The organism is Rhizobium sp. BR 315, from assembly GCF_050577975.1.
Classification (GTDB): Bacteria; Pseudomonadota; Alphaproteobacteria; order Rhizobiales; family Rhizobiaceae; genus Rhizobium; species Rhizobium miluonense.
Genome location: NZ_JARWKZ010000010.1, coordinates 1 through 22,103, shown reverse-complemented (window position 1 = coordinate 22,103; position 22,103 = coordinate 1). Strand labels below are relative to the sequence as shown.

Sequence of the window (22,103 nt, the reverse complement as noted above, 5' to 3'; positions counted from 1 at the left end):
GATACACGCAGTATCGTTCGATTTTCTCGACCATAACCACTCATTTTATTCGACTGTTCCCTCAAGCCGTTTGATGACAGCTTATTCCCAAGCCGCAAGGGCGACTGCATCAAACCAACGGAGATCAAAAATGGCGAAGGTACTGGTCCTCTATTATTCGACCTACGGACATATCGAGACGATGGCCTATGCCATCGCGGAGGGCGCCCGCAGAGCCGGAGCCCATGTCGATGTCAAGCGGGTTCCCGAGACAGTTCCAGAGGAGATTGCCCGCAACAACCATTTCAAGTTGGACCAGCAAGCGCCGATCGCCACCGTCGCGGAACTGGCGGATTATGACGCCATCGTCGTCGGAACCGGCACCCGTTTCGGCCGCATCACCTCGCAGATGGCGGCCTTCCTCGACCAGGCCGGTGGTCTTTGGGCGCGGGGCGCGCTGAACGGCAAGATCGGCGGCGCCTTCGCTTCCAGCGCCACGCAGCATGGCGGGCAGGAAACCACTCTGTTCTCGATCATCACCAACCTCCTGCATTTCGGCATGATGATCGTCGGCCTTCCCTATAGCCACCAGGGTCAGATGATCGCCGACGAGATCGTCGGAGGCGCACCCTATGGTGCCACCACGGTGGCCGGCGGCGATGGATCGCGCCGGCCGACCGAAATCGATCTCGCTGGCGCACGCCATCAGGGCGAACTTGTGGCCGCCGCGGCCATCAAGGTCTTCGGCTAAGCCGATCGGCCGGAGGTTCACGCCTCCGACCTACCCCACCTTACCAAGAAAATCGCAACGGAAACATCGTCCCGCAGGCGCGGGCGAGGAGCGAAGCCATGCTTACGGATTTCGACGGCAAAGTGGTTCTGGTCACTGGCGCGGGCTCGGGGATCGGGCGGGAGGCGGCAAGGCTGTTTGCCGAGCGCGGCGCGCATGTTTTCGCGGCCGACCTCAACCGGAGCGGCCTTGAGGAAACGAAGGACATCGCAGCGGCGGGAAAGATCGAGATCGCCCGCGTTGACGTTTCGAGCGAAGAGGAGATGAAAGCCTTTCTCGCGGGCATCGAAAAGGATGCCGGCCGGCTGGATGCGGCATTCAACAATGCTGGCATCACAGGCGGCACTCACCGCATTGAGGACTACCCGACCGAGGACTTCGACCGGGTGCTGACCGTCAACCTGCGCAGTGTCTTCCTCGGCATGAAATACGAGATCCCGTTAATCGCGAAGACGGGTGCGGGCGCTATTACCAACACGGCCTCCGTCGCAGCACTGACCGGGCCGGGCGGCATGAGTGCCTATGCCGCCTCCAAACATGGCATCCACGGCCTGACACGCGTCGCGGCGATGGAGAACGCCAGCCGTAACATCCGCGTCAACGCACTTGCCCCCGGCTGGACCGAAACGCCGATGGTGGTGGCCAACAGCGCCCAAAACCCGGCCTTCGCCGAGCTTGCCCGAAAAGCTATCCCCGCCAAGCGGGGCGGCCAGCCGCGCGAACTCGCCGAGGTCGCCGTGTGGCTCAGTTCCCCAGCCGCAAGCTACGTCTTCGGCCAGATGATCGTCGTCGACGGCGGCATGACCATCGGCGGTTTCGAACTTTAACCCCTGACATCGAAGGATAAGACCATGACCAGAAGTGCAGAAAGCGAAGCGGCGATCGCAGTGGTTCGCCGGAACACCGAAGAGGTGCAGGGAAAGGGCAATTTCGCCGTCTTCGACGAGGTCTTTTCCGAGGATTTTCTCGACCACACGCCGCAGCCGAACATGGTGCCGGACAAGGAGGGTGTGCGCGGCCTCTATGCCGGTCTGCGCAAGGCTTTTCCAGATTTCCACGCGGTCATCCACTGGCAGACGGCCGAAGGCAACCTCGTGACAACCTTCAAGACCTACTACGGCACCCACCGGGGAACCTTCCTCGGCATCGAACCGACAGGCAAGACGATCCAGTTCGAGACGGTCGATGCCATGCGCGTCGTCGACGGCAAGATCACGGAACACTGGGGCGTCGCCAACCTCTATTCGCTCGTCGGCCAGCTCGGCCTCCAGCTTCAGCCGAAGGGCTGAGCCATCCCCTCATCCCGAAGGACCATTGCCATGAGTGACATTCTGAAGAACAAGGTGATCGTCGTGACCGGCGCTTCGAGCGGCATCGGCCGCGCCATCGCCATCCGCGCCGCCGAACATGGGGCGAAAGCCGTCATCGTCGCCGACATCACCGAGGCGCCGCGCGAAGGCGGCCGGCCGACGGTCGAGGAAATCGAGGCGATCGGTTCGGCCGCCCGTTTCGTGAAGACCGACGTCAGCAAACGCACCGACAATGATGCACTTATCGAAGCATCGGCCGAATTCGGCGGCGTCGACGTCATGGTCGCCAATGCCGGCATCACGCTGCGCACGGATGGCGCGGATGTGCCGGAAGACGATTACCACCGGCTGCTGTCGATCAATCTCGATGGCCCCCTGTTCGGCGCGCAAGCTGCCGCCCGCCAGATGAAGGCGAACGGCAAGGGCGGCAGCATCGTGCTGATGGCCAGCATGGGCGGCATATCGGGCGCCGGCATCACCGTCGCCTACTCCACCAGCAAGGGCGGCGTCGTGCTGATGGCGAAATCGCTTGCCGACGCGCTCGGCCCTGACGGCATCCGCGTCAACGCCGTGGCACCCGGAACCATCGATACCGAGCTTCTGCGCACCAGCCCTGGCATCGCCGAGGCATCGGAAGGGTTTCGCAAGCGCACGCCGCTACGCCGTCTCGGTCAGCCTTCCGAGATCGGAGACGCGGTCGCCTATCTCGGCTCAGACCTCTCCAGCTACGTCTCCGGCATCGCTCTTCTCGTGGATGGCGGCCTGCTGGCGGTCCTCTGACCTGCAAAGGATTCTTGACCATGAAAGCCCTTCGTTTTGAACAATTCGGCACACCGGATGTGCTTGTTCACCGGGACATCCCCGTTCCCGCGCTCAATGCCGGCGAGGTGCTGGTCAAGGTGCACGCGGCGGCGATCAATCCGAGCGACGTCAAGATCGTCAGCGGCCTGTTCGGCGGATCGGTTCCGCGCACGCCGGGGCGCGATTTTGCCGGCGTGGTCGTCGAGGGCGTGCTTGCAGGGAAGGACGTATGGGGCAGCGGCGCCGGCTTCGGTTTCCGCCGGGACGGCGCACATGCGGAATATGTCGTCCTTCCGGCAAGCTGGCTCTCTGAAAAGCCCGCCGGCCTGTCTATGGTCGAGGCCGCGGCGGTCGGGGCGCCCTTCATCACGGCCTGGCATGCGCTAGTCGATGTCGGCTCACTGAAGGCGGGCGAGACGCTGCTGATCACTGGCGGCCTCGGCGCCGTCGGACGTGCTGCCATACAGATCGCCCGCCATCTCGGTGCCCGCACCATCGTCGCAGCCAGAGGCAAAGCGGTGAGCGAGGCCGATGAGACCATCGACATCTCAAAGAAGGACCTGCCAGAGGCCGTGCGCGCCTTGACCTGGGGCAAAGGCGCGGATGTCGTGCTCGATGCGGTCGGCGGGCCACTCTTCGAGCCGGCGCTCAAATCGCTGGCGCTTGGCGGCCGCCAGCTTGTCATTACCAGTGTCGGACAGAAACGCGTCGAGTTCGATCTCGCCGATTTCTACCACAACCGGTCGAAACTGCTGGGGGTCGATACCGCCAAGCTCACCGGCGAAGAGATCGCCGGCCTTCTCGACAAGCTGAAGGTAGCCTTCGACGGCGCTTCCTTCAAGAAACCGCCGGTGCGGCCATGGCGCTTCGACCAGGCCGCCGACGCCTACCGCAGCACCGCCACAGGGGAGGCTGCGGAAAAGAATGTTCTCGTCATGCCCTGACCCGGCCTACCACCGGTTGGAATAGGTCATGTCATCGTCTTCCGCCTGCTTCTCAAAATGCGAAATCAGGAAGCGGCCGGCAGGGCCGGGCGGGACATCCGTGCGATGCACCGCCTGAAGCCGGTACGGCCCTCCCTTGCAATCGGGCAGGTCGAGATGAACGAGGCGGCCCGCCCGGATATCATCGCGCACCATCGGCTCGGGCATGTTGCCCCAGCCGATGCCCTCCTTCAGCAGCATATGCTTGGAGCCGAGGTCGGCCAGCCGCCAGGTGCGCGCGCTGACGACGCCGAGCTGGAACCCTTGCGTCAATGTCGAGCGATCCGTCAGCACCAGTTGCACATGTTCGCGCCCGGCCCCGGGGAGATTTTTTCCCGCCTTCGCCAAGGGATGAGACGGTGCGGCCACCGGAATGAGGTGGACGAAGCCGGCGCCGATCCGCTCCAATCCATCGACCTCGATGTCGAGCGGGCCGCTGATGCCGATCACCGCCCCACGGTTCAGCACCATTTGCGTGACCGCGCCCAAAGCCTCAACATAGAGATGCAGCGTCACGGAGGGGAAGGCTTCGCTGAAGGCTTTCAACGCATCGGTTACGCGCGAGGCGGGCAGCATGACATCCAGCGCGACATGGATTTCCGGCTCCACCCCTTCGAGCATGGCCCGTACTTTCGCCCGCAGCCCATTGACGCCGTTCGAGACGATCCGCGCCTCCGCCAGCACCGTTCGCCCCTCCGTGGTCAGCTGCGGCTTCTTCGTCGTGTCGCGATCGAACAGGGAAACGCCGAGTTGCGCTTCCAGATTGGCGATCGAATAGCTGATGACCGAGGTGGCACGCCCCAGCTTGCGCGCTGCCCCGGCAAAACTCCCGACATCCACCACCGTAAGAAACACCTTGAGCTGGTCAAGGGTCGGCACGCCGGGATTCTGCATATCTATTTCCTCGAACGTTTTCGTCCAATTTATGTCAGTTTTTTCCGCAAGCCACCAGCGGTAATTTGCAGCTCGACAGCAACATCCCCTCGCCTTCCGGCCGAGCCGGGATCGTTGAAGGAGTTTTGAAATGACATTCGCCTCGAATGCCCGCATCGAACAGATCATCCTTCCGGCGACGCGCGATCTCGGTGGTTTTTCGGTAAAACGCGCACTGCCCTCGCCGCTGCGGCGATCCGTTGGCCCCTTCATCTTCCTGGACAGTTTCGGGCCTGTGACCTTCGGCCCCGGTGCCGGCATCGATTCCCGGCCGCATCCGCATATCGGCCTTGCGACGATCAGCTATCTGATCGACGGCGAGATCATCCATCGCGACAGCGAGAATTACGTCCAGGCGATCAGACCCGGCGAGGTGAACGTGATGACCGCAGGCCGAGGCATCGTTCATTCCGAGCGCAGCAGCGATACGCTGCGGGAAACGGGAGGACGTTTGTTCGGCTTTCAAAGCTGGGTGGCGCTGCCGGTCAGCCACGAGGAAACCGACCCCGGCTTCCAGCATTTTGGCACAGGGGACCTGCCGCGCATCGAAGGCGAAGGCATCGATATGCGCCTGGTCGCCGGCTCGCTGCACGGCCGGCGCGCGCCAACAAGAACCTTCTCCGACCTGTTCAATGCCGACGTGGCGCTTGTCGCCGGCGCACGCTTCCGCGTCGACGGCGAGCATATCGAGCGGGCTGTCTTCGTGGTCAGCGGCACCATTGAAGTTTCCGGGCAGGACGAACGGTTTACCACGGACCAGCTGATCGTCTTCAAACCCGGCGCGGAAATCATCCTCAAGGCGATCGGGCCTGCGCGGCTGATGTTGCTGGGCGGCGAACCGCTTGCCGAGAAGCGACACATCTTCTGGAACTTCGTGTCGAGCCGCCGCGAACGCATCGAGCAGGCGGCCCTCGACTGGCGGAACCGCGTGTTCCCGGGCGTGCCGGGAGAAACCGAGTTCACGCCGCTGCCCGTTGGGCCGGCGAACATAGCGTAACCTATCCCCAACCAACAAACCCAAAAGGAAATCGACCATGACTTACGCAATCATCGGCTCGGGCGCGATCGGCTCGGCTCTCCTCACGCAATTCTCGTCGAAGGGCATACCGGTCAAGGTGGCCAACAGCCGCGGTGCTGCATCGCTGGATGCCACCGCAACGAAATTCGGCAAAACGGTGGTCCCCACCGACATCGCGGACGCGCTCGCGCAGGATATCATCATCCTCGCCGTGCCGTTTACGGCGGTGCCTGATCTGGCGAAGATTCGTAAGGACTGGACGGGCACGATCGTCGTCGACGCGACGAATGCGATCAAGTTCCCGGAATTCCGCCCCGCCGATCTCGGTGGCAAGCTTTCGAGCGATATCGTCGCCGAGGCTCTGCCCGGGGCGAAAGTAGTCAAGGCCTTCAACACGATCCCGGCCGCGGTGCTGGCTGCGGATCCCGCCGAAGCGTCGGGGCGTAGGGTCGTCGTGCTATCCGGTAACGATGAAGACGCAAACACCAGTGTCGCGGGTCTTGTCGAGATGCTTGGCTTTGCCGCCTTGAACCTCGGAAGCCTCAAGGCCGCGGCGCCTGTGCAGCAGTTCGGTGGTCCGTTGGTCGCCGTCAACCTGATCAAGAAGAGCTGACGCGGCCCCTCGGCCATCGATTCCCACGTCCGATCTTCGACCCCCTGTCGCCCAACGGCGTCGACATCGTCTACGAACTGGTGGGCGCAGCGACCTTTACCGCTACGCTGAGCACGATCCGCGATGGCGGGACGATCGCCCTGATCGGCGTGGCATCCGCCTCGTGCGCGGCAGCACTGGCCAGCATGTAACGAAGGACAACCTGCAAGCCGGCGCCGACGAAGTGTTTGAAGCCTGGCGGAACGGAGTGTTCGGTACGGTCAGCGCTCAAAAATATCCGCTGTCCGAGGCGCGCGCATGCCGACATTCTCGAACGCCGCAGCGGCGGTCCGATGGTGCTCGTCCCCTGATCCCTACTTGGAAGGAAACCTCATGTCCGATTGTGACAATCTCCATCCCGGCTTCCGGGACATCGCAAAGGCCGAATATGGTTGTCGCCAGCACCGGCGCCTTTCCCTAGTGGAAGCGCTTGCCGCAATTGTTGTCCTGCTGCTCGTCCTCGTGACCAATTTTCACCGCTCGACCAACGACACCAATGCGGAGGCAACGCCCATGGTAGCCGCTCTCGGCAATACCAGTGCGGAGTTCGCGCCAGATCATTGCCGGGAGTGCTTCCCCGCTCTGCAGTTGCAGGGAAGATGACGGGCATCACCGTGGAAGGTGACGCCATTTTTCCATGCGCTCGCTGAAATCGAGCACGTCGCCATCGGCGGCAAAGACGCCGTCGCCGCGGTGATGCAGGGTTCGCCGCTCTTTGCGGTCCGTGTCGACCCACAGCCGTTCGGCTTCGAGAATGAAGAGGTTGTAGGCGTCTACGGTATCGACGACCCTGCATTCGATGTTGGCAAGGCATTCGCCGATCAGGGGTGCGGCGACGCTGCGGGCCGGCTGTAGCGTCAGGCCGAAGCGTTCAAATTTGTCGACGGTATCGCCTGAGCAATTGCCGATATCGACGACCGTCCTTGTAAGATCGATGGTCGGGATGGCAATGACGCATTCGCCGGTCGACCTGAGCGCACTGTAGCTGTGATCCCAGGGCCCGATCACGCAGCCGATCAGCGGCGGCTCGTGCTGGATCATCATGTGGAAGCCCATCGTCATAATGTTGGGCTTGCCCTGGTGGCTGGTCGTCACGAGCACGATCGGACCTGGTTCGAGCTGGCGAAAGGCCCCGGAGGCCGGTACTTCCTTCATGGGAAAACTCCTTGATCGTTGCCCTCCCCATCCTGGACAGGAAGGGCGATGTCTAACGATAGGGTTACCAGCCTTGTTCGACCGGCAGGACGAAGAGTTCGGCAACGTTGACGTGGGCCGGCGCCTGCGCGGCGAACAGGATGGTCTCGGCAATGTCGGCGCTTTGCAGGAAAGTCATCTGTTTGGCGAGATCGTCCATCTGCTGGCGGTAGCCGGGGTCCGTGATCTGGTCGTAGAGTTCGGTCGCAACCGCGCCCGGCTGGATGCAGGTGACGCGGATATTGTGCTTCTGGCCGACCTCCATGCGCAGCCCGTCGGAGAAGGCGGTCACGGCATGCTTCGTCGCGCAATAGACCGACAGCCCCTTGAACACCTTGCGGCCGGCGATCGATGACGTGTTGAAGATGTGGCCGGAGTGCTGTTTGATCATCTGCGGCAGCACGGCCGCCGTCGTGTTCAGCAGGCCCTTCACGTTGACGTCGACCATGCGAAGCCATTCGGAGGTCTTGAACTGGTCGATGTCGGAAAGCGGCATCAGGCCGGCATTGTTAAAGAGAATGTCGATCGCGCCATAGGCATCGACCAGCGTCTTGACACCGGCTTCGACGGAGGCCGGGTCGACCACATCCATCTCGATGACGAGCGCTTCGCCGCCCTTTTTCGTGATCTCGGCCTTCAGTTCTTCCAGCCGATCGGTGCGCCGGGCGGCGATGCCGACCTTCACACCGGCTCCGGCGAGCGCAAGCGCCGTTGCCGCGCCGATGCCGCTCGATGCGCCGGTTACCAGCGCGACTTTACCGTTTATGTTCGTCATGATCTGTCTCCTTGTTGCTTGCAAACCCGCTCCGGAAGCGGAGAGGTGTTCGCTTTCGACAAGGAGAAATCTATAAAACCAGGGCGTTTTCCTCTCTCGGCGGCTTGCCGAGGCTGTCGGGATTTTGCTCCAATCGCTGCTGACGGGCCGCCTGCAGCCTAGCCCCTGCGATAGTCGCTTGGCGAAAGGCCCGTTTCGCGGCGGAAAATCTGAGCGAAGTGGCTGGGGCTGGAATAGCCGACCGTCAGGCCGATCTCGATGATGCTGGTGTCGGTTTCCTGCAGCAGTTGTTGGGCCTTGGCCACCCGTTGCCGGATGAAATAGTGGGAGGGGGGAAAGCCGGTCGCTTTCTTGAACAACCGGCTGAAATGAAATTCGCTGATGCCGACCTCCTGCGCCAGGCGGCCGAGGTCGAACGGTTCGTCCAGCCGGTCCTCCATGAAGGCGATCGCCCGCCTGAGCTTTGCGCCGGGTAAGGCGTTTTGTTGACGCATCTCGGTATCGACGATCGCGTAGTGGCGCACGAGATGGACGGCAAGGCACTGCGCCAGCCCTTCGACATAAAGCGGGCTGCCTCCGCCATCGGCCGCCAGTTCCTCGTGGAGAAGGCTCAGGATATGTGAGAGCGTCGTGTCGCGGCCGCCGGAGACGTCCCTCAACGTCACGTTCCCGCCGTCCTTGCCGAACATCGCTTCGACCACCCGCTCAAACAGCGGCACGGAGACATAGAGGTGCATCACGCGGAAGGGCTGATCGCCCTCGGCTTGCCAGCGCATTTCATAGGGAACGGGCGAGCATGTCAGGAAGAAATCGCCAACCTCAACGCGGTTTGCCATCCACTCGCCGCCAAGATCCCGCTCTTCGACGACCGCACTTCCGGACATGATCCAGACGATGAGCGGCTCGGCGACAGCAGGCACCAAGAAGGGATGCTGAACGCGGTGGCGCGACAGTACCTGCACGAAGACGTCTCTCCATGCCGGCCCATCGCCGCTGACCAGCGTGTTTCCGCTAATATAGTTTTCGAGCCCGACGGGAGAGGTCCGCCCGGGAATTGGCGGGCCGGCGGATGGTTCGTCCAAAGCCATGATCGTGTCCCCCCATCGGCGGCTCACGCCAATGTGGCGCTGGAAACAAAGATATCCAGCGCCACAGAAAAGGAAAGAACCGAGGCTTCGCCGCTTAATCCGCTTGTCTACAATGCGGCAATGCCCCCCTTACCATGCCATCTCAACATCCGTGGAGGATACCGGCCTATGCCTACAATCATTCGCAATGCAGAGACCCGTGATCTCTCCTTGATAGAGAGGCTGTTCGAGTGCCCACCGTGTCCAAAAGACACGGGGCTCAAGATTTAGATTTTCTAACAAAGAACACAACGCCAGCCTGATTGTCAGTTCCTGAACGGCACGAATAATGAGCTTCATCATGGGGTGGGCGAGTGGAGATTTACCAAAAGCGTATGGAACACTGTCAGCTCGAACCATCTCATTCCGTTGCATGCGCTCGCGACGAGCGTTGCCAAGGTGGCTTGCCTGCCGATCCCGTCGGCCATGAAATCGACTGCATCTTCAAACCTCCGCTGCGCGCTCGATCGCAGACGGTGGCAGACGGAGCGCACCGCGCCATGAGCAGCAATCAAAAGGATAGTGAGACATATGTCGGCTGACTTGGATGCCCGGTTCCGCCCCTTCAAAGTCGTCGCAAAGGTGCGTGAAAGCTCAACCATCACGTCCTTTCATCTGGCCCCTCTGGATCGCCAGCATTGGCAACCTTTCGAGGCCGGGCAGTTTCTCACCATTCAGGTTCCGCAGCCGCTGACCGGCGGATACGTCGTCCGCAACTATACGGTCTCGTCGGCGCCCAGCGATGAAGGTAAGTATCGCATTACCGTAAAGAGAGAGGCTGCCCCGACGCCAGGCGCGCCCGACGGCTTGGCATCGTGCTGGCTGCATGACACGGTTGAAGAGGGTGCGATCGTCAACATTGCCGGTCCACGCGGCGCCTTCAAACTCAATAAAGCCAGCAACAGACCTGTCATCCTCTTGTCCGGTGGCGTCGGCCTAACCCCGACGGTCTCGATGCTGCAAGTGCTGGCGACGGAAAGCAATCGTCCGGTCTGGTTCATACATGCCTGCGACGGCGGAGCCGTCCATGCGCTCGACAAAGAAGTCGAAGTTTTGGCGGCCAGCAGGGCCGGTATTCACCTTCACTATTGCTACCGCTTTCCCAGCGACGACGATGTACGACAGGGCCGCTTCCATTCGACGGGATTTATCGCGCGGGAAACGCTGCAAAAGCTGCTGCCGCTCGACGATTGTGAAGTCTACATGTGCGGGCCACCGCCCTTCATGCAGGCAATGTATGATCTGCTGTCGTCCCTCGGCGTCGACGGCAAAAGAATTGCCTACGAGTTTTTCGGACCTTCGTCGCTGCTATCACCGTCTCAGCAACGAGACACGCCCGCCGCAGATACACCCATCCCCGAGCCCGTAAGCGATGCGACCGACAACGGCATCGAAATCACCCTGCAAAAATCGGAGGCGAAGTTCGCATGGGATGGGTCTTCGGTATCGTTACTGAGTTTCCTTGAAGCTCAAGGCATCGAGCCGTCGTTTTCCTGCCGGGCAGGCGTCTGCGGAAGCTGTCTCCAGGGCCTGGTTTCTGGAGAGGTGGACTATGTCGAAGAACCTCTCGATGACGTGCCACCGGGCCGGGTTCTCCTCTGTTGTACCAAGCCTGTGAGCTCGATCGTTCTTGATCTCTGAGCCGAAATCGACCCGAAATTCATCTCTCAATTCTATGGAATAGTGATCAGTATGCTCCGACTCAATCCGAACGTCGCCGAACTGCCGCCCTACAATGCTGGTATGAATATTGCGGTTGCGCGGAATAGAACCGGCCTTACCGATATCGCAGCCCTTGCCAGCAATGAGAACCCGCATGGGTGTTCACCTGATGTAGCAACCGCGTTGGCGCAGCTGGATCCCTCCCGATACGCCGATCCGGCCTGTACCGCTCTGCGCAATGCTCTCGGCAAAAAGCTAGACATCGCCACAAGCCGTATTGTGGTCGGCAACGGCTCGGAGGAGATGATCGCAGCCGTTTGCCGAGCGGTATTGCGGCCCTTTTCCACCGTCATGACGGTATCGCCCGGTTTCGGGCTTCATGAAATCGAAGCACGGGCAAATGGTGCAAAAGTCGTCAAGGTATCGATGACGGAAGACCTCAAATTCGATATCGAGGCTCTCATCGATGCGCTGCGAAAAAAGCCGTCGATCTTCTTTCTCTCCTCCCCCTCCAATCCCGTTGGTCCGGCACTTGATAGAGACGGCCTTTCCCGTCTCATCGCCGCAACACCCAGGGAAACGCTGCTGGTATTGGACGAGGCCTATTTCGAGTTTTGCGACGCGAAGACGCCGGACGGCCTGCAATTGCTATCAGGCAGTGGAATTTCCCATGTCGTGCTTCGAACATTCTCAAAGGCCTATGGCTTGGCCGGGCTGCGCGTCGGCTATGCCACAGCGTCCGACGAACGATTGGCGCAGGCGATCTCATCCGCCAAGACACCCTTCAACGTCAATGCAGCCGCGCAGCTTGCAGCGGTGGCAGCACTTGGAGACGAGGGCTGGATGCGTCATTCGGTGGCCAAGGTTACCGCGGAACGCGATCGCATGGCCCATAAAGTCCACTCCCTCCGCCTGTTCGCACCGGAATCGCAGACGAACTTTCTCTTCATCGACGCCGGTTGCGACAGCGCCACTGCATTCGATCATTTCCTGTCGCATGGGATCATTGTGAAGCCCTGGAAAGAGCCGGGATTCGAAACGTTCATCCGCGTTACGATCGGTCTGCCCATCGACAATGATCGCTTTCTCGATGCCTTGAGGCTGCTGAAGGCAAAACATCCTGAAGCGAGAACCGCATGATGAGCGGAGCAACGATCGAGGGACCGACGGCGCTATCATCTTCCTTCCTTGGTGAAATTCGCCAGATTGTCGGCGCTGGCAACTTGAAGGAAGGCGAAGCGATTGCGGCTCTGGATTACGGCGTCGCTGCGGGAAATCTCGGTGCAACGGCTGTTGTCCTTCCTGCTTCCACAGAGGAGATTGCGGCGATCGTGAGATGTGCGCTTGCCCATCGTGTGCCGATCATCACACAGGGCGGGCGAACAGGACTTGTCGGTGGTGGGCTCTCGTCGCCTGGGCAACTCGTTCTTTCGACCAGCCGGCTGAACCGCATTGTCCAGCTTTCCCCGATCGAGCGGGTCGCGGTTGTCGAAGCCGGCGTGACGTTGCAATCGCTGCAAGCAGCATCCGCCGAACACCGGCTTGAGCCCGGAATCGATTTGCCCTCACGAGGCTCGGCGACCATTGGCGGCATGGTATCGACAAATGCCGGCGGCATATCCGCCTTTCGATATGGCGTCATGCGTCATCGGGTTCTGGGAATGGAAGCCGTGCTGCCGGACGGCTCGATCTATTCCGACCTGACGCGGGTAGTGAAGAACGCGGCGGGATATGATCTCAAGCACCTGTTTATCGGCGCGGAGGGAACGCTGGGCATCGTGACGCGAATAGCCCTTAAATTGGAACCGCTGCCTGCCGCGACCGCGACCGCCCTCTTCGGCCTGCCGTCAGTCGCGGCAGCGCTCGACGTCACAAATTCCGGCCTTGCCGTTCATCACGGTCATTTGCGCGCCGCCGAAGCGATCTGGAGGTCTTATTTTCAGCTCACCTCGAGCGAACACCTTTGGTCTGCGGTCGATTATGACCCCAATCATCCCGTCAACCTGCTGATTTCACTCGGCGGTGGCGACGAGGAACAGCTTCAGATGGAGCTGGCACAGATCTATGAGAAGGTGGCGGAAAAATACCCTGAGATCTCGGCGGTGGTCGCCGCGTCTCAGGCACAGGAGGCACAGCTGTGGAGGTTGAGGGAGGATACCGATCTCATTTATCGCAAGCATGCCGGCGCTCCCTCTTACGACATATCCGTGCCGCTATCGGAGATAGACAGCTATTTGCGCCGCTGCCTGTCCGAGCTGCATCGTATCGACCCACAGTTCGATCCTTATGTCTTCGGCCATCTCGCTGACGGTAACCTGCACATTGTGTTGAATGCTTCAGCCGCAAACATGCCGCCTGAAAAGACGGCCGCGGTGGAGGCCGTGCTTTACGGCGGGATCGCGGCTATCGGAGGATCCTTCTCGGCGGAACACGGCATTGGGTCGAAGAGGGTTCACTCTCTCCGCGAAACGGCCGATCCGACAAAGTTTGCTTTCATGAAGCAAATAAGAGCCGCCATCGATGCCGCTTCCATCCTCAATCCGCGCAAAGTGACCGGATAGCCGGCGGATTAAAAAAACCGCGCCTCCTTGCGAAGGCGCGGCGAGGAAAAAGAGTTGCTTAGCCGATCCGGTCAATCCGCCAGAACACCGTTCTTCTTTGCGGTCCAGGTCGCAACATAGTCCATCAGGCCCGGTGACAGGCAATCATAGGGCTCCAGCCCCACTTCCTTCAACCTTGCACGCACGGCCCCCATCTGCGCCGGCGCGAAGCCAGCTTCGATGATCGACGAGACAAATGCGGCAAAGCCGGGTGCGGCCCAGCCCTTTTCTTCGAACCGCTCGGGATGAATGAAGGACAGGCCCTTGAAAGCGTGATCCCGCTCGACGGGGCCGTACATATGCACCCCGCACTCCTGGCAGGCGTGACGTTGGATCAGGGCGTTTGCATCGACGACCTTGAGCTTGGCGTCACCTTCAAGCACGGTGACATTCTCGGTGGGCGTGACGGCAACGACTGAGAAATTGGCGCCTTCGGGCTTCCAGCACTTGGTGCAGCCGCAGGCGTGGTTGTGAGCCACCTGCCCCTTGATACGGATTTTCACAGGATGGGCGGCGCAGGCACAGATAAGCGTCCCGCCAGCAAAATCGGCGCTCTCCGGCGCGATGCCGTTGTCGATAGCCGGGTGGATGGAGATAGCATGGGACATCATATTTCCTCCGTTTCGATGTCATTTCTTCAGGCAAAGTCTCTGGTGCGAGCGACAGGATTGTACGGGGCCATTGCGGCCAGCCGAGCCGCACCTCGCGACCATCTGGCGTGAAAGTCGCAATAAAATGTGCGGAGCGTAGCGCCCCAGAATTCTCGCACATGGTCGCTGAATGGAGCGCCAGTGCGGATGAGACGTAGCGGCGGGTATATCGTAAGCGAACCTTAGCATTGTTCGGAGCGCTTTTCGTCACGCTGAGCAACATCCGGTTGTCAGTAAATCACAGACCCTCGACACTCTCCCCGGGGTCCCTTTCCTATCCTCAGCGTATCAGGTCAATGGCCCCAAAACGGTTCCTCGACGCCCATCAACGTCCTTCGTGCCGCATCAAATGGCGCTCGAGTGTCCGGACGAGCGCGATGAGAATGAGGTTGATGACGAGGTAAATAGCGCCGGCGATCGCGAAAATCTCAAAGATCGCGTAGGTTTGGCTCATCAAGCGCTTGGCATATCCGGTGATTTCAAGAACGGTAATCGTCGAGGCCAGACTCGTTCCTTTAACGACCAGAACGAGTTCGTTGCCATAGGCGGGCAGCGCCTGCCGGATTGCCAGCGGAAACTCGATGCGGCGAAAGCGCAGCAATGGCGACATGCCGCCGGCTTTCGCAGCTTCTTTGAGACCCGCCGGTATTGACATCAGCCCGCCTCGCAGGATCTCCGAGGTATAGGCGGCCGTATTGAGCGCCAGTGCCATGACAGCGCAGCGCGTGGCATCGCCTATCACCCACCAGGCGATGGCATTGCCTCTTACAAATGGCAGCTGTGCAAGGCCATAATAAAACAGAAACAACTGCACCAAAAGCGGCGTCCCACGGAAGGCCATGCTGTAATATCTTGCGAAGGCCGCAAGAAATCTGTTTTCGGACAAGCGCATCAGCGCCAGGCCAAGGCCGAGGTTGAAGCCGATCAATACCGACACGACGGTAAGGACAGCTGTCGTCAAAAGCCCGCGTGCAAGCACCGGAACAGTCTGTTGAATCAATTCGAAATCCATCGGCTTACTTCCTTGATCGGAGCTGGAGGAAGCGCTCGGCGGAGTTGAACCCCGTCTGACTAACCACCGTGATCAGTAGGTACACGACGGCAGCAATCAGAAAGAAAATCAGCGGATGTCGCGTAGTTCCGGCGCCGATAAACGCAATCCGCATCAACTCCTGCAGCCCAACAACGGATACGAGTGCAGTATCTTTAATGGTTGTCTGCCATATATTGTTCATGCCGGGGATCGCTATCCGTAGCATCTGCGGCACGATTATTCGCCTGAAGATACGGCGGCCGGGAATACCGAGCGCGCGAGCAGCCTCGATATGACCGCTTGGAATTGATGCCAGCGCGCCGCGGATGACCTCGGTGGAATAGGCGCCGGAAATGGTGCCGATTGCGACGACAGCGATGATGAACGCATATCCGCTGTCCGCCAGACCGGCATAGCCGAATGCCGACGCGACCTTCGTCACGAATTCAACCGACGAGAAGAACAGCAGGTAAATGATAAGCAGCTCCGGCACCCCTCGCACGATCGAGGTGTAGACATCGATCACAAGCGTCAAAGGGAAGATCCTCGCCCATTTGACGACGCCGCAGACGACCCCGATGCCGATGCCGGCCATCATGCTGACGATGCCGACTGCTATCGTGATTGCAGCTCCCTGCAGAATAGCTGTCACCCAGCCATTCTGCCAAACTTGCATGAGACCAAAATCCATTGGATCTGCCTTAGAATTGCGCCGAGCAGCCCCCAAGACCAATTTGGATCTGGGGAATGCTGCAGCATGTCTGGATAGTGCGGACCTTCACGCTCTATCGCCATTGAGCGTGAACGAAGGCAAGGCGAACGCCTCGCACTTTAAGCGAGTGCGAGGCTAGGCATCCGTTAGTCGCAAGGCCGGGAAATATCAGACTTGAACCATTTCTTGCTTGCCTTGCCGATGGAACCATCGGCCACCAATGCGCAAAGCGCCTTGTCGATCTTGGCCTTCAGATCGGTATTTTCCTTGGCAATGCCGACACCGAGACCTTCACCAAGCGACGGATCGAACTTGCCCGGGATCTTCACATCGACAAACTGAAAATCCTTGCCGTCCGGCTTGGCCAGGAAATCCTGCAGTGCCGATGCATCCGCAAAAGCCGCGTCGACGCGACCGCTGGCGAGATCGATCTGCAAATTGTCGAGTGTGTCATATGTTTTCAGGTTGGCCTTCGGCACGCGCTTCTCGATGAAGTGCGCGTGCGTCGTTCCCGTCTGCACGCCAACCGTCTTGCCATCCAGCGCCTTCAGGAGGCTGTCGACATCCTTGATGCCGGCCAGATCAGATGTTTTCGGCACGACGAACATATTGGCGAGATCGGCATATCCGACGGAAAAGTTGATTTCCTTCTTGCGATCCGCGGTAATCGACATTCCGGAAATGATGACATCGAAACGCTTTGCCTTCAGCGCCGGTATGAGGCCATCAAAGGCCTGCACGACGAAATGGCATTTCATCTGCAGCTTGGTGCAAAGCAGGTTGCCGACATCAGCATCGAAGCCGGTGACGTTTCCAGCGGCATCGGCCATGCTCCACGGAGGATAGGCACCTTCGGTTCCGATGGACAATTCCCCTTCGGCCGCGCAGGCGCTGCCGGCAAAACCGGCGAGCAACGCGATGAGTGACAGGACTTTGAAATTCATCTGCAATTCCCCTTATTGATTTTTCGTTTGGGTATTTGCCGGGCTTCGACCCGGCAATTTGGATCAGCCGCCGGTCATAGTGTCCGCGATAGGAACTGGCGTAGGCGTTCCGATCGCGGATTGCTGAACAACTCTGCTGGGGTACTCTCCTCCTCCACTTTTCCTTGGTGCAGGAAGAGAATCTTGTGCGATACCTCGCGCGCGAACTGCATCTCGTGCGTCACGAGGATCATGGTGTTGCCTTCTTCCGCCAGTTGGCGGATCACCCGAAGCACTTCACCGACGAGTTCCGGATCAAGCGCCGACGTCGGCTCATCGAGCAGGATCACTTTCGGCTTCATCGCCAGCGTTCGCGCAATGGCGGCACGCTGTTGCTGTCCGCCGGAAAGCTGCCCGGGATATTGAGCATGCTTCTCGGAGAGCCCGACTTTCTTCAGGAGTTGATGCGCGTGATCCACGGCATCGGAGCGCCGCTCGCCGAGCACATGCACGGGCGCCTCTATGATGTTCTCGAGGACCGACATATGCGGCCAGAGATTGAAATTCTGGAAGACCATTCCGACACGAGCGCGAATGCGCTCCACCTGACGCATGTCTGCGGGTATGGATCTACCGCCCCCGAGGGCCTTCATGCGTATCTCTTCGCCGTCGACGACGATGCGGCCCCTGCTGGGCTGTTCGAGAAGGTTAATACAGCGCAGAAACGTGCTTTTTCCCGATCCCGACGAACCGATCATCGATACGACCTCGCCCGGATCGGCGGTCAGTCCGACACCGGTCAAAACCTCGTGCGTACCGAAGCTCTTATGCAAATCGTGAACTTCGACGGCCGGCCGCTCGTTCCTCTTGGCCTTTACGGGAACCGCCGGCGGCCATTCGGGCACCGCTGTATTGGCCACCGCCGGCTCGCTGCCTGAAGTCGGACGACCGATGGCGTTCAGTTCCGTCAAGGCACGATCGAAATAGCGAAGGCTTGTTGCCAGACAGTTGCGTTGCCATTCCGGATCTTGCGGGATGAATGCTGCTCTCAAGGTATCCTTGATCTTCTGTCCGAGCGGTGATGCGACGGAACCATAGAGATGCAGCCAATTGTCGGCCTGCACCGCGTCCATGACGACGGACCCTTCTAGAGTTCCGCACTCGATGACAAGAGGCATCACGCGGCTTTGAGGCAAAGCCTTGCGCACTGCCGCTGACACATAGCCGGTTGCGGTGGCAGCAATACCGGTATCAGTCGTGGCAGCAATTCCCGTCTTTACGATCGAGAGCGCCGGCCCATAAATGCTCTTTCCCCACCGCAAACCATCGTGATCAACTTCCGCCACCGATAGGAGCGCCGGATAGCCATAGGGTCCGGCACCCGTATGCAGGTCGAAAACGATCACATCCGAAGCCTGCTGGGAAAACGTGCGCAGAATGTCGTTGAGCGTGCGGTTCGACCAAACGGGACCGTCGCCACCGTAGAACATTCCCTCGGGAAATTCGTACTGCCCCGCATTGACGATTGCGGCTATCCCGGCATGCCCGCCCAAGGACTTTTTCGCTTGGGCAAACAGCTCCTCGGCTCGATCCCGTTTCGGTCCGACCCATTCGGCACAAACAAGCGCCTGATGAAGTTCAGCGTATTTTTCATTTCGCGGAACGCTACCGTCCCAATCGATAAAGTTCCGATTGAGATCGACATTGTCTTCGTTGACCCGTCTGCTCCAGGCAGTTCCCCAAGGGTTGATCAGGTGGACGAACAGAATTGCAGTGTCTTTCGGCAGTTGCCACGGACAGTTTGCCGACAGCCACTCGGCCTGACAGGCCGAACCGAATTGGCCCTCCACCCCATGCGTGCCGGAGATGATAACGAGCATCTTCGATGCGTTCCGCTCGCCCAGATGCGCGACATCCGTGAAGAGACCTTCCCCATCCGGTCCATGGAGAGGGTGCTGATATTCAAACAATGTCGCATTGGCTCGCCGGGCCGCGGCCAGGAACCGTTGCCGCAATACTCCATAGCTCACTGAGTAAAGCTCAGCCTGCCGGATATGGCGCATCAGATGGTACTCCCACTTTGAGTGGACGACGGACCAGGTCCGTCATTCTCTTTTTTGTTCCCAAGATTTTTATTGTGCGTCTCGACAGGCCAAAGCCATTGTGAGGTTATTTTGCGAGCCGAGACGGCATTCGCTAGGCACCTGCACGGCGCTGTTGCGCGTCCCGAGTCATTCCGCAGCAACGCGGTTGGCGCCCTCGCCTTCAATCATTTGCGCCAGCCTGCGGCGAAAGCGGAGTGGCCCGACATCGATCTTGAGGTCCAGGTTCGGGGTCTGCATAGTTGCGATACCGTGATGAACCGCCTCGAGCACAACACGGTCTTCCTCAAAGGCACCCCGCACGGATTTGGCAAATCGCGCCGACACATCCGCATCATCGGGAGCAAAGTTGCGCATCTGAAACCAGTAATATTTGGTGCGGTTCTCATCCACCGGCGTCATGAAATTATAGCTGTCCATGAGGAAGGTATTCGACGGCAGATCCCGCCCTTCGCCGCCGGCCCCGGACGGTGTGAAAATTGCCTTGATGATCGCATTGCTCGGATAGCGAACTTCATAATGCTGCTTGCGATCACATTTGCCTTCGAACTGCAGGAAGGGCGCATAGAAAGGCGCCGGGTCCGAATCCAGCATCCAGCGCCAGACCGTGACACCATCGCTCTTCACGGTGGTTTCCAGCGGCGTTTCCTCGCAGGCAGAACTTGCAAACGAGCTTTGATGCACCCAGGCGACATGCGACGGATCGAGAAGATTGTCAGTCATGTAGAGGTAATTGCAGTTGAGCGTCATCGACTCGCCGCGATTGACGCCCCAAGCCGGGTCGTCGAAATGTTCGACGTGAAAGATATCAGCCGGATCGGCCTTCTCGGCCTCTCCCATCCAGACCCAAACGAGCCCGTACCGCTCTTCGACAGGATAGGAGCGAACGCGGGCCACATGAGGGATACGCTCTGCCCCTGGGACGCGCGTACAGGTGCCGGAACAGTCGAACGTCAGTCCATGATAGCCGCATTCGACGTCATCTCCCTTAATTCGCCCCATAGATAGCGGCAGTTTACGATGAGGACAGGCATCCTCCAGCGCAGCGATCTTGCCGTCCTGCCGCCGGTAGAGAACAAGATTCTCGCCAAGCATTGTGACCGACTTGAGTTCGCGACAGATTTCGTAATCCCAGGTAGCGACATACCAGGCATTCTTGAGAAACATTGAGGCCTCCTGTTCCTTGCTCGACAAGGTGAAGTATTTTCGTTGGGAACAGCGGCCACAAGCGCCTCGCCATTACGTTCTAGTTTAGATAATCTAAACTAGATGCTTGGAATGGAGATCCTTGAACGTGACTATGCCCCCACTTCACGCCTTGCAGGCATTTGAAGCAGTTGGTCGCTGCGGAACCATGACCACCGCTGCAAAAGAACTGGGCGTGACGCCGAGTGCCGTCAGCCAACAGGTACGAAAGTTGGAGGAGTGTCTAGGCGTTACGCTCCTGGAGCGAATAGGACGACGCGTCGAGATGACCTCATGGGGTGTTCTTCTTCACAAGGAAATTGCCGTGGGATTCGCCCAGCTGACGCACTCCGTCGAGGTGCTCGAACGTGCCCGCAGCCAGAGTGGTATCGTCCTCACCGCTCTGAGCTCAGTGGTCAACAAATGGATCGGCCGAAAGATCTTCGAGTGGAAGGTCCTCCACCCGGACGCCAATGTCAGAATCATTGGAAAAGACGAAGAGCCGAGAATGGCCGATGGCCAAAGTGATTTCCGCATCACTTACGGAAAAAGGGCGGAGGTTCACACCCACTTCACCGTGCTTTACACCGATTGGGTGGTCCCTGCCTGTTCGCCACGGCTGCTTGGAATGCACAAGCTGAATGCCCCTGCGGATATCCTCACCTTTCCCTTGTTGAACATCGAGTGGGAATCACATTACAGCCGCCCGCCGCAATGGAGTGAATGGGCACAGCTCGTCGGCGCCGCCTGCAATGATAAGCCCTCCGGCCTTTTCTTCGCATTGTCGAGCAATGCGATCGACGCGGCGGTGAACGGCCACGGCTTCGTCCTCGGACAGGTGTCGATGATCGAGGACGAGCTGAACGCCGGTACGCTCGTCGTTCCCTATGACATTCGCATGCCATTGCCGGAAAGCTATTACCTTGCCTGGGACCGAGCAGCACTCGAGAAACCCTATGGGAAAGAGTTTCACACCTGGGTCATGTCCATCGCAAAGAAACAATCCGTCCGATCGGCCCCAAAATCCAATTCTGTTGTTTAGACGCAATAAGTGGTGCCTCGACGAGGCCGCCATCAACATCAGCGAAAAGGAGTCCTGGCTCCGTCGAGATGTATCACGATTGCGCTGGCCGGTTCCCCATATGAAATTCACGACGCCTTGCGAGCGTCGTGAATATTTTTGTATTTCGCTTGTGACTGATCGCACGATAGTTATCGTGCCACAGCCATTAGCTCGCGTGATAAGCCGCAATGACCGCAGAGACTTGATCTGTGTTCATGGCTTGCAGCTGCGTCGCCGTAATGGCGTGCACCTGGTCGCTCGACATGCTCCCGATATCCGTTGTCGAGAGACCACCGAGTGCGGTCGTGCTGATGGCGGCGATGTCGGATGTTGAGAAGGCCGCAATGTCGGCTGTCGACAAAGCACCGATCTGGCTCGAATTCAAAGCAGCGGTCTGTGCCGTGCTCAGAGCCCCGACCTGAGTGGAGCTCAAAGCACCGACCTGGGCGGTCGACAGACCGGTGACAGACTTCGATGTGAGAGCGCCGATTTGCGTGGTCGAAAGACCCGCGACATTGTCGGTGGTCAGAGCTGCAACCTGTGTCGCATTGAGGGTAGCGACCTGAGCCGTGGTCAATGCACCGACCTGTGTCGAGGTGAGCGCATGGACC

At 59.6% G+C, this 22,103-nt stretch carries 24 protein-coding genes and 1 pseudogene; 12 read left to right on the top strand and 13 right to left on the bottom strand.

What is annotated here, in order from left to right:
* Positions 1–130: 130 nt before the first annotated feature.
* The 5 genes from wrbA (at position 131) to QD409_RS12895 (ending at position 3,824) form a co-directional block, all read left to right on the top strand.
* A complete protein-coding gene (gene wrbA / locus QD409_RS12915; RefSeq protein WP_092854056.1) occupies positions 131–730 on the top strand; it encodes an NAD(P)H:quinone oxidoreductase in 600 nt (199 codons plus the stop codon).
* Positions 731–828: 98 nt separating this feature from the next.
* Positions 829–1,596, top strand: coding sequence for an SDR family NAD(P)-dependent oxidoreductase (locus QD409_RS12910; protein WP_092854057.1), 768 nt, complete (start codon positions 829–831; stop codon positions 1,594–1,596).
* 24 nt (positions 1,597–1,620) lie between these two features.
* Complete coding sequence (locus QD409_RS12905; protein ID WP_092854058.1) at positions 1,621–2,058, top strand: ester cyclase; 438 nt, start codon at positions 1,621–1,623, stop codon at positions 2,056–2,058.
* Between the two features lie 24 nt (positions 2,059–2,082).
* The gene (locus QD409_RS12900) at positions 2,083–2,859 is read left to right on the top strand and encodes an SDR family oxidoreductase (protein ID WP_092854059.1); all 777 of its coding nucleotides are present in this window, start codon (positions 2,083–2,085) and stop codon (positions 2,857–2,859) included.
* Positions 2,860–2,879: 20 nt separating this feature from the next.
* Positions 2,880–3,824, top strand: a complete 945-nt coding sequence (locus QD409_RS12895; RefSeq protein WP_092854060.1) for a quinone oxidoreductase family protein — start codon at positions 2,880–2,882, stop codon at positions 3,822–3,824.
* A 6-nt stretch (positions 3,825–3,830) separates the two neighbouring features.
* Here QD409_RS12895 and QD409_RS12890 read toward each other — a convergent pair whose 3' ends face one another.
* Positions 3,831–4,757: a LysR family transcriptional regulator gene (locus QD409_RS12890; RefSeq protein ID WP_092854061.1), complete on the bottom strand. Its 927-nt coding sequence runs from the start codon at positions 4,755–4,757 to the stop codon at positions 3,831–3,833.
* A gap of 130 nt (positions 4,758–4,887) precedes the next feature.
* Here QD409_RS12890 and QD409_RS12885 point away from each other — a divergent pair, with 130 nt between their 5' ends.
* Together QD409_RS12885 and QD409_RS12880 are read left to right on the top strand one after the other, a co-directional pair.
* Complete coding sequence (locus tag QD409_RS12885) at positions 4,888–5,793, top strand: pirin family protein (RefSeq protein ID WP_092854062.1); 906 nt, start codon at positions 4,888–4,890, stop codon at positions 5,791–5,793.
* Between the two features lie 37 nt (positions 5,794–5,830).
* Complete coding sequence (locus QD409_RS12880) at positions 5,831–6,427, top strand: NADPH-dependent F420 reductase (RefSeq protein WP_092854063.1); 597 nt, start codon at positions 5,831–5,833, stop codon at positions 6,425–6,427.
* 70 nt (positions 6,428–6,497) lie between these two features.
* On the opposite strand, the gene QD409_RS12875 is transcribed toward QD409_RS12880, so the two are convergent.
* Positions 6,498–6,698: a hypothetical protein gene (locus tag QD409_RS12875; protein ID WP_139115103.1), complete on the bottom strand. Its 201-nt coding sequence runs from the start codon at positions 6,696–6,698 to the stop codon at positions 6,498–6,500.
* A gap of 101 nt (positions 6,699–6,799) precedes the next feature.
* Here QD409_RS12875 and QD409_RS12870 point away from each other — a divergent pair, with 101 nt between their 5' ends.
* A complete protein-coding gene (locus QD409_RS12870; RefSeq protein ID WP_092854065.1) occupies positions 6,800–7,069 on the top strand; it encodes a hypothetical protein in 270 nt (89 codons plus the stop codon).
* A 6-nt stretch (positions 7,070–7,075) separates the two neighbouring features.
* Here the strand turns inward: QD409_RS12870 and QD409_RS12865 are convergent, their stop codons facing one another.
* The 3 genes from QD409_RS12865 to QD409_RS12855 all read right to left on the bottom strand — a co-directional run bounded on the left by QD409_RS12865 (position 7,076) and on the right by QD409_RS12855 (position 9,523).
* Positions 7,076–7,621, bottom strand: coding sequence for a flavin reductase family protein (locus tag QD409_RS12865; protein WP_092854066.1), 546 nt, complete (start codon positions 7,619–7,621; stop codon positions 7,076–7,078).
* Between the two features lie 64 nt (positions 7,622–7,685).
* On the bottom strand, positions 7,686–8,435 hold the full coding sequence (locus QD409_RS12860) for an SDR family oxidoreductase (RefSeq protein WP_092854067.1): 750 nt from the start codon (positions 8,433–8,435) through the stop codon (positions 7,686–7,688).
* A 158-nt stretch (positions 8,436–8,593) separates the two neighbouring features.
* Entirely contained in the window at positions 8,594–9,523 is a 930-nt protein-coding gene (locus QD409_RS12855; protein ID WP_092854068.1) for an AraC family transcriptional regulator, read from the bottom strand.
* Positions 9,524–10,093: 570 nt separating this feature from the next.
* On the opposite strand from QD409_RS12855, the gene QD409_RS12850 reads away from it, so the two are divergent.
* The 3 genes from QD409_RS12850 to QD409_RS12840 are packed head-to-tail and all read left to right on the top strand — an operon-like array spanning position 10,094 to position 13,785.
* Positions 10,094–11,203, top strand: coding sequence for an FAD-binding oxidoreductase (locus tag QD409_RS12850; RefSeq protein ID WP_092854072.1), 1,110 nt, complete (start codon positions 10,094–10,096; stop codon positions 11,201–11,203).
* 42 nt (positions 11,204–11,245) lie between these two features.
* The gene (hisC, locus tag QD409_RS12845; protein ID WP_092854074.1) at positions 11,246–12,364 is read left to right on the top strand and encodes a histidinol-phosphate transaminase; all 1,119 of its coding nucleotides are present in this window, start codon (positions 11,246–11,248) and stop codon (positions 12,362–12,364) included.
* Positions 12,364–13,785, top strand: coding sequence for an FAD-binding oxidoreductase (locus QD409_RS12840; protein ID WP_092854094.1), 1,422 nt, complete (start codon positions 12,364–12,366; stop codon positions 13,783–13,785). Before hisC ends, QD409_RS12840 begins: the two co-directional genes overlap by 1 nt.
* A gap of 71 nt (positions 13,786–13,856) precedes the next feature.
* On the opposite strand, the gene gfa is transcribed toward QD409_RS12840, so the two are convergent.
* From gfa to QD409_RS12805, 7 genes and pseudogenes are all read right to left on the bottom strand, one after another.
* Positions 13,857–14,432 carry an S-(hydroxymethyl)glutathione synthase gene (gfa, locus tag QD409_RS12835; RefSeq protein ID WP_092854076.1) on the bottom strand — a complete coding sequence of 192 codons (576 nt, stop codon included), beginning with the start codon at positions 14,430–14,432 and terminating at the stop codon, positions 13,857–13,859.
* 367 nt (positions 14,433–14,799) lie between these two features.
* Positions 14,800–15,486 carry an ABC transporter permease gene (locus QD409_RS12830; protein ID WP_092854078.1) on the bottom strand — a complete coding sequence of 229 codons (687 nt, stop codon included), beginning with the start codon at positions 15,484–15,486 and terminating at the stop codon, positions 14,800–14,802.
* Positions 15,487–15,490: 4 nt separating this feature from the next.
* The gene (locus QD409_RS12825; RefSeq protein WP_092854080.1) at positions 15,491–16,198 is read right to left on the bottom strand and encodes an ABC transporter permease; all 708 of its coding nucleotides are present in this window, start codon (positions 16,196–16,198) and stop codon (positions 15,491–15,493) included.
* A 167-nt stretch (positions 16,199–16,365) separates the two neighbouring features.
* Positions 16,366–17,163 carry a transporter substrate-binding domain-containing protein gene (locus QD409_RS12820; RefSeq protein WP_092854082.1) on the bottom strand — a complete coding sequence of 266 codons (798 nt, stop codon included), beginning with the start codon at positions 17,161–17,163 and terminating at the stop codon, positions 16,366–16,368.
* A 74-nt stretch (positions 17,164–17,237) separates the two neighbouring features.
* Positions 17,238–18,047: an ABC transporter ATP-binding protein gene (locus QD409_RS12815; RefSeq protein WP_280949841.1), complete on the bottom strand. Its 810-nt coding sequence runs from the start codon at positions 18,045–18,047 to the stop codon at positions 17,238–17,240.
* A 153-nt stretch (positions 18,048–18,200) separates the two neighbouring features.
* Positions 18,201–19,205 (bottom strand): annotated as a pseudogene (locus QD409_RS12810) (DUF2817 domain-containing protein); the annotation flags it as partial.
* Positions 19,206–19,373: 168 nt separating this feature from the next.
* Positions 19,374–20,411, bottom strand: coding sequence for an aromatic ring-hydroxylating dioxygenase subunit alpha (locus QD409_RS12805; protein ID WP_092854086.1), 1,038 nt, complete (start codon positions 20,409–20,411; stop codon positions 19,374–19,376).
* A 133-nt stretch (positions 20,412–20,544) separates the two neighbouring features.
* Here QD409_RS12805 and QD409_RS12800 point away from each other — a divergent pair, with 133 nt between their 5' ends.
* Positions 20,545–21,471, top strand: coding sequence for a LysR family transcriptional regulator (locus QD409_RS12800; RefSeq protein ID WP_092854088.1), 927 nt, complete (start codon positions 20,545–20,547; stop codon positions 21,469–21,471).
* 187 nt (positions 21,472–21,658) lie between these two features.
* On the opposite strand, the gene QD409_RS12795 is transcribed toward QD409_RS12800, so the two are convergent.
* A partial coding sequence (locus tag QD409_RS12795) for a hypothetical protein (protein WP_430762901.1) occupies positions 21,659–22,103 on the bottom strand: 445 nt, incomplete at its 5' end.